13 protein-coding genes are annotated in these 13,346 nt (G+C 68.3%); 2 read left to right on the top strand and 11 right to left on the bottom strand.

Annotated elements, in window-relative coordinates:
- Positions 1-93: 93 nt before the first annotated feature.
- Together MRBLMU1_RS28300 and MRBLMU1_RS28295 are read left to right on the top strand one after the other, a co-directional pair.
- Entirely contained in the window at positions 94-1,752 is a 1,659-nt protein-coding gene (locus MRBLMU1_RS28300; RefSeq protein WP_363509039.1) for a methyl-accepting chemotaxis protein, read from the top strand.
- A 119-nt stretch (positions 1,753-1,871) separates the two neighbouring features.
- Complete coding sequence (locus MRBLMU1_RS28295) at positions 1,872-2,282, top strand: hypothetical protein (RefSeq protein ID WP_363509036.1); 411 nt, start codon at positions 1,872-1,874, stop codon at positions 2,280-2,282.
- Positions 2,283-2,412: 130 nt separating this feature from the next.
- Here the strand turns inward: MRBLMU1_RS28295 and alr are convergent, their stop codons facing one another.
- From alr to MRBLMU1_RS28240, 11 genes are all read right to left on the bottom strand, one after another.
- Positions 2,413-3,531 (bottom strand): alanine racemase, encoded by a 1,119-nt coding sequence (gene alr, locus MRBLMU1_RS28290; RefSeq protein ID WP_363509033.1) that lies wholly within the window; start codon positions 3,529-3,531, stop codon positions 2,413-2,415.
- Positions 3,510-4,505 carry a helix-turn-helix domain-containing protein gene (locus MRBLMU1_RS28285; RefSeq protein WP_363509031.1) on the bottom strand — a complete coding sequence of 332 codons (996 nt, stop codon included), beginning with the start codon at positions 4,503-4,505 and terminating at the stop codon, positions 3,510-3,512. Before MRBLMU1_RS28285 ends, alr begins: the two co-directional genes overlap by 22 nt.
- Before the next feature lie 107 nt (positions 4,506-4,612).
- Entirely contained in the window at positions 4,613-6,070 is a 1,458-nt protein-coding gene (locus MRBLMU1_RS28280) for an NAD-dependent succinate-semialdehyde dehydrogenase (RefSeq protein WP_363509029.1), read from the bottom strand.
- Between the two features lie 33 nt (positions 6,071-6,103).
- On the bottom strand, positions 6,104-7,552 hold the full coding sequence (locus tag MRBLMU1_RS28275; protein WP_363509026.1) for an NAD-dependent succinate-semialdehyde dehydrogenase: 1,449 nt from the start codon (positions 7,550-7,552) through the stop codon (positions 6,104-6,106).
- Complete coding sequence (locus tag MRBLMU1_RS28270; protein WP_363509023.1) at positions 7,549-7,866, bottom strand: NIPSNAP family protein; 318 nt, start codon at positions 7,864-7,866, stop codon at positions 7,549-7,551. The genes MRBLMU1_RS28275 and MRBLMU1_RS28270 overlap by 4 nt, the downstream gene beginning before the upstream one ends.
- Complete coding sequence (locus MRBLMU1_RS28265; RefSeq protein ID WP_363509020.1) at positions 7,809-9,485, bottom strand: bifunctional 3-(3-hydroxy-phenyl)propionate/3-hydroxycinnamic acid hydroxylase; 1,677 nt, start codon at positions 9,483-9,485, stop codon at positions 7,809-7,811. Before MRBLMU1_RS28265 ends, MRBLMU1_RS28270 begins: the two co-directional genes overlap by 58 nt.
- Positions 9,482-10,339: an alpha/beta fold hydrolase gene (locus MRBLMU1_RS28260; protein ID WP_363509017.1), complete on the bottom strand. Its 858-nt coding sequence runs from the start codon at positions 10,337-10,339 to the stop codon at positions 9,482-9,484. The genes MRBLMU1_RS28265 and MRBLMU1_RS28260 overlap by 4 nt, the downstream gene beginning before the upstream one ends.
- An 8-nt stretch (positions 10,340-10,347) precedes the next feature.
- Complete coding sequence (locus tag MRBLMU1_RS28255; RefSeq protein ID WP_363509015.1) at positions 10,348-10,962, bottom strand: amino acid synthesis family protein; 615 nt, start codon at positions 10,960-10,962, stop codon at positions 10,348-10,350.
- Positions 10,963-10,995: 33 nt separating this feature from the next.
- Entirely contained in the window at positions 10,996-11,478 is a 483-nt protein-coding gene (locus MRBLMU1_RS28250; RefSeq protein WP_363509012.1) for a VOC family protein, read from the bottom strand.
- An 11-nt stretch (positions 11,479-11,489) separates the two neighbouring features.
- Complete coding sequence (locus tag MRBLMU1_RS28245) at positions 11,490-12,527, bottom strand: WD40/YVTN/BNR-like repeat-containing protein (RefSeq protein ID WP_363509612.1); 1,038 nt, start codon at positions 12,525-12,527, stop codon at positions 11,490-11,492.
- 13 nt (positions 12,528-12,540) lie between these two features.
- Positions 12,541-13,344, bottom strand: coding sequence for an SDR family NAD(P)-dependent oxidoreductase (locus tag MRBLMU1_RS28240; RefSeq protein ID WP_363509010.1), 804 nt, complete (start codon positions 13,342-13,344; stop codon positions 12,541-12,543).
- Positions 13,345-13,346: the final 2 nt, after the last annotated feature.

Here is a 13,346-nt window from a genome sequence, read left to right as displayed (position 1 = left end):
AGTCCATGACGCGCGACGTTGCGGCGCGTATCCGCGCGCGATCACCCCGGAGTAAGCGATTCGCGCCCGGATCTTGGACAAAACGGAAAATTCATGAAAACCACTCCCTCCACGAAAAATTTCGGCATCGGCACGCGCCTGTATCTGGGCTTCGGGCTGATCGTGGCCATATTGATGGTGCTGCTGACGGTAGCCTATAACAATTTCTCAAAACTGAACCAGGCCAATGGCTGGAACGTGCACACCTATGAAGTGCTGGGGGCCAGCCAGGACATGCTGGAGAGTCTGATCAACATGGAGACCGGCGAGCGCGGCTACGCGTTGACCGGCACCGCGGGTTCGCTGGAGCCCTACAACGCCGGCAAGGCCGCGTTTCAGAACCACCTGGCAAAAGTCAAATCCCTCACCGCCGACAACGCGCAACAACAGAGCCGCCTGAAGACCATGGAAGACCTGGAGCGCCAATGGCGCGCGGGCGCCGCCGAACCGGTCATCGCGCTGCGCCAGGCCGCCAACGGCGACCCCGCCAAGATGGCGGCGGTGATCGAATACGAACAGGCCGCCAAGGGCAAGGCCTGGATGGACCAGATGCGCGCGGTGCTCAAGGAACTGGCCGGCGCGGAGCAGGCGCTGCTGGTCGAACGCGCGAACCAGGCCGGCTCGCTGAAAGGCGCCACCCAGTTCACGCTGATCGGCGGCGGCGCGCTGGCCGTCGGCCTGTCGGTGATGCTGGCGGTGCTGCTGGCGCGCATGGTGCTGGTGCCGCTGCGGGCGATCCTGCGCGCCACGGAGGATCTGCGCGGCGGCGACGGCGACCTGACCTACAGGCTGCCGCCGCAAAGCGCGGAATTCGGCGAGGTGGCGACCTCGCTCAACGGCTTCATCCAGAAACTGCATGACATCATCACCGATGTGCGCAACGGTACGCTGACCATCGCGTCGGCCAGCGAGGAAATCGCCACCGGCAACCTCGATCTGTCGTCGCGCACCGAGGAACAGGCCAGCTCGCTGGAAGAGACCGCCTCGTCGATGGAGGAACTGACCTCGACCGTCAAACAGAACGCCGACAACGCGCGCCAGGCCACCGGCCTGGCCGCCAATGCCGCCGAGGTGGCGGTGCGCGGCAGCGACGTGGTGTCCGAAGTGGTGACGACGATGACGGCGATTAATGATTCGGCCAAGAAGATTTCCGACATCATCGGCGTGATCGACGGCATCGCCTTCCAGACCAACATCCTGGCGCTGAACGCGGCCGTCGAGGCGGCGCGCGCCGGCGAACAGGGGCGCGGCTTCGCGGTGGTGGCCACCGAGGTGCGCAATCTGGCGCACCGCTCGGCGAGCGCCGCCAAGGAGATCAAGACCCTGATCAACGATTCCGTCGAGAAGGTCGAAGCCGGCACCAGGCTGGTGGGCGACGCCGGCAGTACGATGGGTGAAATCGTCGCCAGCGTCCGGCGCGTCACCGACATCATGGGCGAGATCAGCGCGGCCAGCAGCGAGCAGGAGGCGGGCATCATGCAGGTCAACCAGGCGATCAGCGAAATGGACGGCGTGACCCAGCAGAACGCGGCGCTGGTCGAGCAAGCGGCGGCCGCCTCGGAATCGATGCAGGACCAGGCCAGGCACCTGGAGCAGGTGGTCGGCGTGTTCAAGCTCGACAGCACCGGCCGCGGCCCCGCGCCCGCGCACCACAGCGGCGCGGCGCGGACGCGGGGGCAACAGCCCGCGTTGCGCCTCACCGCCACGGCGTAACGACAGAACGCCGGGGGTCTTTGTCGACGCCCGGTTAGCCATGTTTGCTTGCTATGTGCGGCTAGGCGGAATTTTTTACGATCAGACGGGTCGAACACTCATCTAGCCGGAGTTCGGAAATGAGTAGCCATCCCTTGCCCGACAATCTAAAAAACGAACCAAAGGCTGGCGAAGTTGCGGGCGGCGGCGAGCCGCCCTATGATGGGGATATGGAAAAGCGCGTCGAAAAAATCGAAGCCGACCTCACTGCCATCAAAATTGACGTCGCGGTGATTGTCGCTACCGGTGCAACCAAGGCCGATTTGGCAGAGTTAAGCTACGCCGCCAAGGCCGATATTGCAGAATTAAGGAATACCACCAAGGCCGATATTGCGGAATTACGGGCCACCACCAAGGCCGATATTGCGGAGTTACGGGCCTCCACCAAGGCTGAGATTGCTGAAGCGAAGACTTCGATCATCCTGTGGGTGGTCGGGGCGATCTTCATTTCGCAATTGCTGCCTTCCCTCCTCAAGCTGTTCGGCAATTAGTCCCACCTTGTTCGCCGGATAAGCCGCTGCCACGGATGGTCCAGGCAAAACCATTTCGCACCCTTACCGGCGTCGCGCTGCCGTTCGGCAGGCACAAGGTCATGCTGCCGCCTCCAGAATCGGCGCGTCCTCAAACATATTGACGTGCGATCCTCGGTCCGAGGTTGGTCAGGATCTCGTAGCCTATCGTCCCCGCCGTGGCCGCGACCGCGTCGACCGGTTGATCGTCCCAGATCAGATCGGCCAGTTCGCCCGGCAGCGCCTGGTCCTCGCCGAGCTCGCTGATATCGAGCGTCACCGAGTCCATCGAGATCCTGCCGACTTGCCTCACCCGCTGGCCGGCGATCGCCGCCACGCCCTGATTGCTGAGCTGACGCGGCCAGCCATCGGCATAGCCGATCGACAAGGTGGCGATGCGCCGCCGCGTCGGCGCCGTGTAACCGTGGCCGTAGCCGACCTGTTCCCCCGGCCCGATGGTCCGTGTTTGCAGGATTTTGGCCTGCAGGCGCACCGCCGGACGCAACGGATTGACGGCGCCGGCGACCGGCGCGATCCCGTACAAGGCCGCGCCCGCCCGCACCAGGTCGAAATGAAACCGCGCCGGCAAAAATATGCCCGACGAATTGGCGAGGCTGGCCGGGCAGGCCGGCAGGACGCGCCGCGCCGCCACAAAGCGCTCCAGCTGGCGCTGGTTCATCGGGTGCTCCGGCTGGTCCGCGCAAGCGAGATGACTCATTAAAAAGCGCACGTCGATGCCGTCCGAAAGCGCCGGTTGCCGCGCCCAGGCATCGATCTCCGCCGGCGACAAGCCCATGCGCGACATCCCGCTGTCGACCTGCACCACGGCGGCGGCGCGGACGCCCGTGGTGCGCGCCAACCGACGCCAGCCGGCCATCTGGGACAGGCTGTTCAAGACGGGAATCAGCCGATGGCGCGGAAACTCGTCGTCGCAGCCGGGCGGTGGTCCGTGCAGCACGAAAATGACCGCGTCGGCGGGCAGATGGGGACGCAGCGCGATACCTTCGGGCAGGTGCGCAACGAAGAAATGCCGGCACCCCTGGCCGTACAGCGCGGCGCCGATGGCGACAGCGCCCAGCCCGTAAGCGTCCGCCTTCAGCACCGCCGCGCAGGGAGCCGGGGCGGCGCGCGCGCACAACAGCCGGTAGTTGGCCAGGATGGCCGCCAGGTCCACGCTCAGGATGGCGCCGGCGTGCGCCCCGGACCAGCTCAATTCCACGGCGTCGCCCACTGGTCCTGGCCGGGGGCGGCGACGATACGCGCCACCGCACGGCGGGTTTGCGACGGCAGCTCGCCGAACAGGCACTTGTAGGCCGTGGCGAAATGGCTCAGGTGGAAAAACCCCCAGTTGGCGGCGGCCTGGCCGACGCTCAACGCCGGCGCGCTGGTGGACAGCAATTGGCGCCGCACGGCGTTGAGCCGGATCGAGCGCAGATAGTCGACCGGTGTCGTTTGCGTCACGGCGTGAAAGCTCTTTTGTATCGTCCTTTGGCTGGTGCGCAGGCGTGCGCTCAGGTCGAGTATCGTCACCGGCATGTCGCCGCTGGACATGGCGATTTGGTGGCACTTGTCGACGATAAAGCTCTGCGTTGAACTCGACAACCTGGGAGCCTTCTCGCACTCCGGGTCGCTGATCAACTCCAGCAGCGCGCCAACCAGGGAATGGTCCAGCATTTTCTGGGCGGCCGGCGTGGAGATCAGGTGCGGGTTGGCGACCGCGTGGCTGAACAGGCACAGCAGGCGATGGCGGATCGCCGCCAGCCGTTCGGACGACACCTCGATCACCGGCTGCTTGAGCAGCGCCTCGAGCGCGCCCGGGCGCAGCGACCCGGCCAGCACGCCCTCGAACTCGGCGTAGTCGAAGGTGATGGACAGCAAGTCGGTGTGCATCGGCATGTGGAACACGAAATCCTCGCCGCCGCGCAACACGAACACGCTGTGCTCAGGCGCGACCCTGCCCTGCATGCGCGCCGCGCCGCGTGTCTCGGACGGCAAGGCGAAGCACAGTTTGCGTCGCGGGGCCACGCCCTGCTGCACCACCCGCTGGTTCAGGTACTCGCGAAACACATGCACATGGGGCGTGGCGGCCTGGATCAACGAGCTGTGCAGCGCGCCGGGGGTGATCTGGTTATAGGTCTGACGCCATTCACCGACGGAGGCGGCGTGCAGATTGACGTCCTTGAACCGATCTACGGTGGTCAGCATAAAATTGCTCGCTAAAGTGGTTGGACGCGAATGCCGGCGCCAAAGCTGGTCGAACCGCGGGCGGCGGCGCGCCCCGCTGCGACACTGCGGCCGGAGCGCGGCGGTCGTCACGCGCCGATCCCGCCCATGCATACGTACTTCATCACAAGATAGTCATCCATGCCATGGCGCGAACCCTCGCGCCCCAACCCGGACTGCTTGACCCCGCCGAACGGCGCCACCGCGCTGGAGATCAGCCCGGTGTTCAAGCCCACCATGCCGCATTCAAGGGCCTCGGCGACGCGCCAGGCGCGCGACAGGTCGCGCGTGTAAAAGTAGCCTGCCAGCCCGAATTCGGTGTCGTTGGCCTGCGCCAACACCTCCTCGTCGCTATCGAAGCGGAACACCGGCGCCAGCGGCCCGAATGTCTCCTCGCGCGCCACCAACATCGCGGCGGTGACGTCGCCGAGCACCGTCGGCTCGAAGAAACCATGTCCCAGTATGTGGCGGCGCCCGCCCGCGAGCAACGTCGCGCCTTTGCCGAGCGCGTCGGCGATGTGCTGCTCGACCTTGGCAAGCGCCCCCTGGTCGATCAACGGCCCCTGGGTAACGCCGGGCTCGACGCCGTTGCCGACCTTGAACGCGCCGATGGCGGCCAGCAGCTTCTCAACGAATTGATCATACACCTTGTTCTGGACGTAAATACGATTTGCACAGACGCAAGTTTGTCCGCCGTTGCGGAATTTCGACACCAGCGCGCCCTGCACGGCGGCGTCGAGATCGGCGTCGTCGAAGACGATGAACGGCGCATTTCCTCCGAGTTCCAGCGACAGCTTCTTGACTGTCGGCGATGACTGGCGCATCAGCTCCCGCCCGACCTCTGTGGAACCGGTGAACGTCAGCTTGCGCACGGCCGGGTTGGCGGTCATCTCGCCGCCGATCAGGCGCGACGAGCCCGTCAGCACGCTGAAGACGCCGGCCGGCACGCCGGCGCGCTCGGCCAGCGCCGCCAGCGCCAAGGCCGAATACGGGGTCGCCGTGGCCGGCTTGAGCACCATCGGGCAGCCGGCCGCCAGCGCCGGCCCGGCCTTGCGGGTGATCATCGCCGACGGGAAGTTCCACGGGGTGATCGCCGCGCACACGCCGATCGGCTGGCGCAGTACGACGATGCGGCGGTCCGCCCATGGCGACGGCACGACGTCGCCGCCGACCCGCTTGCCCTCCTCCGCGAACCACTCGATGTAGGAGGCGGCGTAGGCGATCTCGCCGCGCGCCTCGGCCAGCGGCTTGCCCTGTTCGAGCGTCATGATCATGGCCAGGTCGCCAGCGTTCGCCAGGATCAGGTTGTACCAGGCGCGCAAGACGGCCGAGCGCTCGTGGGCGGTTTGGGCGCGCCACGCCGGCCAGGCCGCTTCGGCGGCGGCGATGGCGCGGGCGGTTTCGGCCGCGCCCATGTTGGGCACCGTGCCGAGCAGCTCGCCGGTGGCGGGATTGGTTACCGGGCAGGTGCGGCCGTCGTCGGCGTCGCACCAGCGCCCGTCCAGCAACGCCTGCTGGCGGAACAAGGAAGGATCGTTCAATTGCATGTTCGGCTACTCCAGTGAAAATGATTGCGCGGCTCAGCCGCCGACGTGCATATGCGTGACCAGCTTGGTGACCAGGTAGCCGTCGAACGACTCGCTGCCGCCCTCGCTGCCGTAGCCGCTGTCCTTGACGCCGCCGAACGGCACCTCCGCCGGCCCCATGCCAAAATGGTTGATGTTGACCATGCCGGCCTGCAGCCGCGTCGCCAGCTGGTGCGCGTCGCGCGCCGAATCGGTGAACGCGTACGATGCCAGGCCGAACGGCAGGCTGTTGGCTTGCGCGATCGCGTCGTCCAGCGCGTCGAAGCGAACGATGGCGGCGATCGGACCGAAGGGCTCCTCGCTCATCACGCGACTGCCGGCGGGCGGCTCCAGCACCACGGTCGGGGCGAAATAACTGCCCTCGCCGCCGGGACGGTCGCCGCCGGTGGCGACTTGGGCGCCACGCTCGCGCGCGTCGCTGACGAAGGCTTGCATCTCGGCCACGCGGCGCTGGTGGGCCAAGGGGCCCATCGTGGTGCCGGGGTCGATGCCCGGCCCGACCCGGATCTCGTTGGTGCGCTCCAGGAAGCGCTCGACGAACCGCGCATACACGGCGCCGTGGACGAAGAAGCGCGTCGGCGACACGCACACCTGTCCGGCGTTGCGGAACTTGAACACGGCCAGCATGTCCGCCGCGCGCTCGACGTCGGCGTCGGCGCAGACGATCACCGGCGCGTGGCCGCCCAGTTCCATCGTCACCCGCTTCATGTGCAGGCCGGCCAGCGCCGCCAGCTGCTTGCCGACCGGAACCGAGCCGGTGAACGAGACCTTGCGCACGATGGGCGATTCGATCAGGTGGCGCGACACCTCATGCGGCACGCCCCAGACGATATTCAGGCAGCCGGGCGGCAGGCCGGCGTCGTGGAACAGGCGCGCCAGCGCCACCACCGCGCTGGGCGACTCCTCCGGCCCCTTGAGGACGATGGTGCAGCCGCTGGCCAGGGCCGCCGCCACCTTGTGCATCGCCTGGCTGAACGGGAAGTTCCAAGGCGTGAACGCGGCGCACACGCCGACCGGCTCGCGCAGCACCATCTGCCGCACATTGTCGGAACGGGCCGGGATCACGCGGCCATAGACGCGGCGCCCCTCCTCGGCGTGCCATTCGGCCGTTTCGGCGCTGCCCACCACCTCGGCCACGGCCTGCGCCAGCGGCTTGCCCTGGTCCAGCGTCAATTGCCGGCCGATGTCGTCGGCGCGTTCGCGCGCCAGCACCGCCACCCGGCGCAGGATGGCCGAGCGGCGCAGCGGCGACTCCTGCCGCCACCCCTCGAAGGCGCGCCGCGACGACTCCAGCGCCCGGTCCAGGTCGGCAGTGCCGGCGTGCGGCAGCTGGCCCAGCACCGCGCCGGTGGCCGGGTCGGTCACCGGCTGCGTCCGGCGCCCTTCGGTTCCGAGGAATTCGCCATCGATGTACAGCATCAGCGGATCGTAGGATGTGTTCATGGCGCCGCCTTGGCGGCCTGGGCCCGGACCAGAATGGTGTTTTCCTGCCTCACCAGCAGATGGCGCACCTTGCCGCGGAACACGGCGAAGCCGGCGTCGGCCAGCAACGCCGCGCGGCGGCGGCCGCGCTCGTCGAGGCTGTCGAACGGCCACAGATAAACCAGCTGGTTCAATTCGCCCACCTCGCGCGTGAAGCAGCCCAGCGCCTCGCCCAGATGGCCCTCCTGGATGGCGCGCCCGCACTCGGCGTAGTGCTTCAGATACTCGGCGACGCCGCCGGGGACAAGTGTGTAGATTCGTTGTTCGAGATACATGATGATTCCTTGGTTGGGGCCGCGAAGCGGCGAAAGTCCCTGGTCACTTGCGGCAGGCCGTCGGGCGAGGTGTGGGCGGCGATGTAGCGGTCCGGCCGCAGCACCACGATGGCGCCCGGATGGGCCTCGAACCAGCCGGCCAGCTGGTTGTCGACATCCTCGACACACACCGTGCCGCGGCCCGACAGCAGCCGCTCGCCGGCGCCCCGGCCGCTGCGCGAACGGCTGATGTGGACGAAGCGCGCGCCCAGGCCGTGCCAGAACTCGCGCTCGGCGACGCCGAGCGCGGCCTGCGGATCGACCTGCCAGCCCAGCACCGCGAACCACGGGCCGGTGACGTCGTCGAGCTTGCGCCGGCGCCGTTCGGCGTCCTCGACGTCGGGCTGGATGAACATGCGCCCGACCATCGGCCGGCCGGCCGCCGGCAGCACCACGCCCCGCTGATACACGGGCATGGGCTTGAAGCGCATTTGCAGCACGTAGTCGCGCACGCCCGGCAGGAAACGCGCCGCCTGGAAGAAGCGGTCGCGCAGCCAGGCCTTGGCGCGGCTGGTCGGCATCAGCAAGGCGCCGAAGGTGTCGGCCAGGTCGATCATGGCGCGGGCGTGGCCGCGCCGCTCGCTGTCGTAGCTTTGCAGCACGCCCGGGTCCAGCTGGCCGCGCACCAGGCCGGCGAGTTTCCAGGCCAGGTTGCCGGCGTCGCGCAGGCCCAGGTTCAGGCCCTGGCCTATCCATGGCTGGCTCAGGTGGGCGGCGTCGCCGATCAGCGCGATGCGGCCGTCGACGAAGCGCTGCGCCACGCGCGAATGGTGGGTGTAGGTGCGGGCGCTGACGATCTCGACCGCCTCGACGTCGCGCACGTACGGCGCGATCAGGCGCCGCAAGGTTGCCGGACTGGCCATCACCTCCGGGTCCTCGTGCTCGAACAGCATGAATTCCCAACGCCGGTAGTTGTATGGCAGATAGATGCAAACGTTGGGCCGGCGCGGATCGCAATTGAGCGCGGTGTACGGCGCGTCGACCGGGGCGTTGCGCACGTCGACCACCACCCATTTGCGCGGCAGCGTCTTGCCCACCAGCGCAATGCGCAACAGTTCGCGCACCGGGCTGCGTCCGCCGTCGGCGGCCACGCAGTAGTCGGCCCGCACCTCGTAGACGGCGCCGTCGGCGCGCCGCACCGACAGGTTGACGCCGTCGCCGTCCTGGGCCACGCCGACCACCTCCTGGCCAAGCCGCAGCTCGACGTGGGGAAAGCGCTCGAGCCCCTCGCGCAGCGTGCGTTCGGCCAGCTGCTGCATGAAGATGTTGCGGCGCCACCAGCCGAATTCGCGCGTCGCGGGGCGGATGTCGGCGAAGCAGCCGCCGTCGCCGTTGAACATGCGCATCGACACATTCTGGATCAGGTTGTCGGCGATGGCGTCGGCCAGCCCGGCGGCCTGAAACACGCGCAGGGCCTCGTCGTCCATGCCGACGGCGCGCGGATACGGCAGGATTTCCTCGCTGCGTTCGATCAGCAGCGTGTCGATGCCGTACACGCCGAGCAGGTTGGCCAGCGTGGCGCCATTGGGCCCGGCGCCGACGACGACGACGGCGCGGCGCTCGGGATTCGTTGTAGTCATGAAATCAAACCATCCAAAAATGGTGCCAGCGCCGCGTTGAAGGCCGGCAGATTATCGTCGTGCACGTAGTGGCCGGCATCGGGGATGTCGACGCAGGTCAGCAGCGGGTTGCGCCCGGCCATTTCGCGCGCCGTCGCGGCCGACAGGAAATCCGACCTGGCCCCGCGCAGCACCAGGGTCGGCACGCTGACGGCGTCGACATGCGGCCACAGGTCGACCAGTTGCTCCGGCGTGGCGCCCAGGCGGGCGGCGGCGATGCCGCGCGCGTCGTGCTTCCAGCGGATGCGGCCGTCGGCCTCCCCGCGCAGCGAGTGTCGCAGACGCGAGCGCAGCGCCGCCTCGGAGATGCCGGGCCGCTGGCCGCGCCAGAACGCCTCCGCCGCCGCCCAGGTATCGAAGCGCTCCGGCGTCGCCAGCAGTTCGCGCTTGATGCGCTCGGCGCCGTCCGATCCGGCCGAGGCGCCCGGCCCCATGTCTTCGATCACCATCCCGATCAGTTTTTCGGGATGGCGGGTGGCGTAGACGAAGGCGTTGGCGCCGCCCATCGAGTGGCCGCCGAGCACGAAATGCCGCAGGCCCAGCCGGCGCACCAGCGCTTCCAGGTCGCGCACGTAGGCGTCGGCGTAGTACTGGTGGTCGGGGTCCCAGGCGCTTTCGCCGCGGCCGCGCTGGTCCAGCGCGATCACCCGCCAGCGCCCCGCCAGCGGCAGCGCCACCGGTTCCCAGGTGTGGCCGTAGCTGCGCAGGCCGTGCAGCAGGATCAGCGCCGGGCCGTCGGCCGGCCCCCATTCCAGGTAGCGCAGCAGCAGGCCCTGGCTGATGAACCGGCCTTCGCGCGCGGACGTCGTTGCCATGTCCCGGCTCAGACCGCGTCCGCCGCCGTGGAGGCGGCGACGACGTCGGCGGCCCTGATGCCGCCCAGGCGCGCATGCAGGCGGCCACGGGTGGCGAAGGCGAAGGCGATGACTACCTCGTCGGGGTTCGGCGCGTCCGGGAACAGCACCGTGAGCGTGTCGTAATGGGAGCGCACGTACAACTCGTCCTTGTGCGCCAGTGGAATGTCGAGCACCGTGCCGGGCGCGCCGCGCTTGCCGGTCGACGGCACCCACGACTTGCCGCCGCCGATGGCCTCGCGCACCGGGTCGGCGAAGATGGCGGTCAGGAAGGCGTTGCCGTGCTCGTATTCACCGGCGCTGCCGACCAGGCAGCCCTTGCCGTAGCTTTGCAGCGCGTCGTCGCCCATCAGCGCGACGATGCGGCGCGCGAACTCGTGACCCAGCACCGGCGAGTTGTTGACGATCAGGTCCAGCGACTCGCTGTAGCGGCCGGCGTAAGGATTGGCGATGGCGGCGGCGATGACGATCTTGCGCAGCGGCGCGCCGTCGGCCAGGCGGCCCGTTTCGTTGGCCAGCGTGTCGTCGATCTGGGTGTACCACTTGCGGATGTGGTAGGCGTCGAAGTTGGCGGGTTTGCTCATGGTGGGGCTCCAGTGGGTGATAAAAAAAGGGGATCAGTCGTACAGCGGTTCGAGCGTGGTCGGCTCGCTGGGCGCGTTGTATTGCATCAGCAGGCGGCGGCCCTCCTCGTCGTCGCGGGCCGTTTCGCAGAAAAATTCCAGGCGGTTGCCGTCGGGGTCGCAGAAATAGACGCCGACGCCCACCTTGTGGTCGGTGATCTTGACGATCGGGATCTTGCGGCTCAGCAGCATGCCGTACAGCCGGCGCAGCTCCCGCATGTCGCCGTCGATCTCCAGGCCGTAGTGCTGCATGCCGATGTTGCCGAGCTCGGCGTCCGTGTCGGCGCGCAGCAGCGCGATGTCATGATGCTTCTGCCCGAAGGACATGAACACCCATTGCGGACCGCGCGCGGCCTCCTTCATGCCGAGCACGTCGGCGTACCAGCGGCCCGAGGCGTCGGGGTCGCGCACGAACAGCGACAGGTGGGTGCGCTTGATGCGCGGCACCGGCAGCGCTTGTTGGGGGGATGCGCTCATGGGGGCTCCTGTCAGTGGGTCGATTGGACATGCGCTTGCAGCGGCGCGGTGTACGGGGTCCAGGCGACGGCGGCGATCTCGCTGAACGAACGCCATTCCTTGGTCCAGTTCAGGCCGCCGTCGCGCGACGTGAACAGGTCGCCGTACTTGGTGCCGGCGAACAGCAGCGCCGGGTCGGCGGCATGCGCGGCCAGCGCCCAGAAGGTGGAGTTGGGCGCGGTCGCCAGCGTGGCCGGGGCCCAGCTCACGCCACGGTCGTCCGAACGATACAGGCGGGTGACGCGGCCCGGCGTGCCGTCGCCCATCGCCAACAGCAGCGCGCCATCGGCTCCGCACAAGGGCATCGCGGTGCGGGTGTAATACAGGCCGTCGAACCGCTGGCTCGACAGTTTGCCGTCCCAGGTCAGGCCGTCGTCCGTGCTGCGGTAAATGGCGTTGACGGTCAACACCAGCGTGGTCTTCGGCTGGCCGCCGGCGGCGGGCAGGATGGCCACCGCGTGGATGTCGGAGTTGCGGATCACGCTGTCGGGCGTGTCCACGCGCAGCCAGCTGGCGCCGCCGTCGGCGCTGCGCCAGACGCCGCCCTCCTCGACGCCGAACCAGACCTGGCGGCTGTCGTCGGGGTCGACGCAGATCGTCAACAGGCGCGGACGGTTGACGCCGGAGCAGAATTCCGGCAGCTCGACCGGCAGGCGGCGCCAGCTCTCGCCGGCGTCGTCGGACTTGAACAAGACCGCGCGCGACGGCGCGCCGGTGCCGGCGTACAGCACGTTGGCGTCGTTGGGGTCGATGGCGATGGCCCAGACGGTCATGCCGTTGACCGGGCCGTCGGCGCGGCGCCAGTGCGCGCCGCCGTCGTCGCTGATGCACAGGCCGGCGTCGGCGCCGGCGTAGATGCGTTGCGGGCGGTCCGGGTCGACCGCGAGCGCGCGCACGATGCCGTCGAACTCGATCGGCTCGGTCAAGCCCAGGCGGTGCCAGCTGGCGCCGTCGTCGTTGCTGCGTAAAATGCCCTGGCCGGCGGTGGCCACGAGGATGGTAGACAAGATGGAACTCCTTAAATTAGAGGAAAATGCCGCGCGTCAGGCCGCCGTCGCAGCCGAGCGATTCGCCGGTGATGCAGGCGGCGCGCGGCGACAGCAGGAACGCCGCCAGCCAGCCCATCTCCTCGACCTGCAGCACGCGGCGGATCGGCGTGGCCTTGGCGTAGTTGGCCTCGACCTCGGCCGCCGTCAGGCCCTGTTTTTTCGCCTCGATGGCGTACAGCTCGTGGATGTGCGGGGTTTCGACCACGCCCGGATGGATCACGTTGACGGTGATGCCGTCAGGCCCCAGCTGGTCGGACAGCGTCTTGGTCATGTGCACGATGGCCAAATTGCGCATGCCGGACAATTGCTTGCTGCCGCGCCCGGTCAAGCCGCCGATGTTGAGGATGCGGCCCCACTGCTTGCGCCTCATGTAGGGCGCGACCGCCTTGCAGCAGCGGAAATAGCCGACCACCTTGATGTCGATGTCCTGCAACAGGCCCTGCGGATCGGCCTGGTCCAGCTCCGAGCGCACCAGGCCGCCTGGATGGGCGGCGCCGTTGACCAGGATGTCGATGCCGCCGAAGGCCTCGGCGGTGGCGGCCATGGCCGACTCGACCGACGCCATGTCGGTGGTGTCGACCACCACCGGCAACACGCGGCCGCCCTTGCCGTCGAGCGCGGCGCGGATCTCGGCGGCGGCCTCCTCCAGCTGCGGCAGGCGGCGCGCGGCGATCGCCACGTCGACGCCTTCGCGCGCCAGCTCCAGGGCGATGGCCTTGCCGATGCCCATGCTGCCGCCGGTGATGAAGGCGACCTTTCCAGTTAATTCAAGATTCATGC

It is taken from the genome of Burkholderia sp. LMU1-1-1.1 (assembly GCF_040675865.1).
Lineage (GTDB): Bacteria > Pseudomonadota > Gammaproteobacteria > Burkholderiales > Burkholderiaceae_D > Rugamonas.
This window is presented reverse-complemented; position numbering and strand designations above follow the sequence as displayed.

What these genes read in the sequence shown, in the direction of transcription:
- MRBLMU1_RS28300 (WP_363509039.1), top strand. Translation starts at nt 94, where the DNA reads ATGAAAACCACTCCCTCCACGAAAAATTTCGGCATCGGCACGCGCCTG.
- MRBLMU1_RS28295 (WP_363509036.1), top strand. Translation starts at nt 1,872, where the DNA reads ATGAGTAGCCATCCCTTGCCCGACAATCTAAAAAACGAACCAAAGGCT.
- MRBLMU1_RS28285 (WP_363509031.1), bottom strand. Translation starts at nt 4,505, where the DNA reads ATGCTGACCACCGTAGATCGGTTCAAGGACGTCAATCTGCACGCCGCC.
- MRBLMU1_RS28280 (WP_363509029.1), bottom strand. Translation starts at nt 6,070, where the DNA reads ATGCAATTGAACGATCCTTCCTTGTTCCGCCAGCAGGCGTTGCTGGAC.
- MRBLMU1_RS28275 (WP_363509026.1), bottom strand. Translation starts at nt 7,552, where the DNA reads ATGAACACATCCTACGATCCGCTGATGCTGTACATCGATGGCGAATTC.
- MRBLMU1_RS28270 (WP_363509023.1), bottom strand. Translation starts at nt 7,866, where the DNA reads ATGTATCTCGAACAACGAATCTACACACTTGTCCCCGGCGGCGTCGCC.
- MRBLMU1_RS28265 (WP_363509020.1), bottom strand. Translation starts at nt 9,485, where the DNA reads ATGACTACAACGAATCCCGAGCGCCGCGCCGTCGTCGTCGTCGGCGCC.
- MRBLMU1_RS28260 (WP_363509017.1), bottom strand. Translation starts at nt 10,339, where the DNA reads ATGGCAACGACGTCCGCGCGCGAAGGCCGGTTCATCAGCCAGGGCCTG.
- MRBLMU1_RS28255 (WP_363509015.1), bottom strand. Translation starts at nt 10,962, where the DNA reads ATGAGCAAACCCGCCAACTTCGACGCCTACCACATCCGCAAGTGGTAC.
- MRBLMU1_RS28250 (WP_363509012.1), bottom strand. Translation starts at nt 11,478, where the DNA reads ATGAGCGCATCCCCCCAACAAGCGCTGCCGGTGCCGCGCATCAAGCGC.
- MRBLMU1_RS28240 (WP_363509010.1), bottom strand. Translation starts at nt 13,344, where the DNA reads ATGAATCTTGAATTAACTGGAAAGGTCGCCTTCATCACCGGCGGCAGC.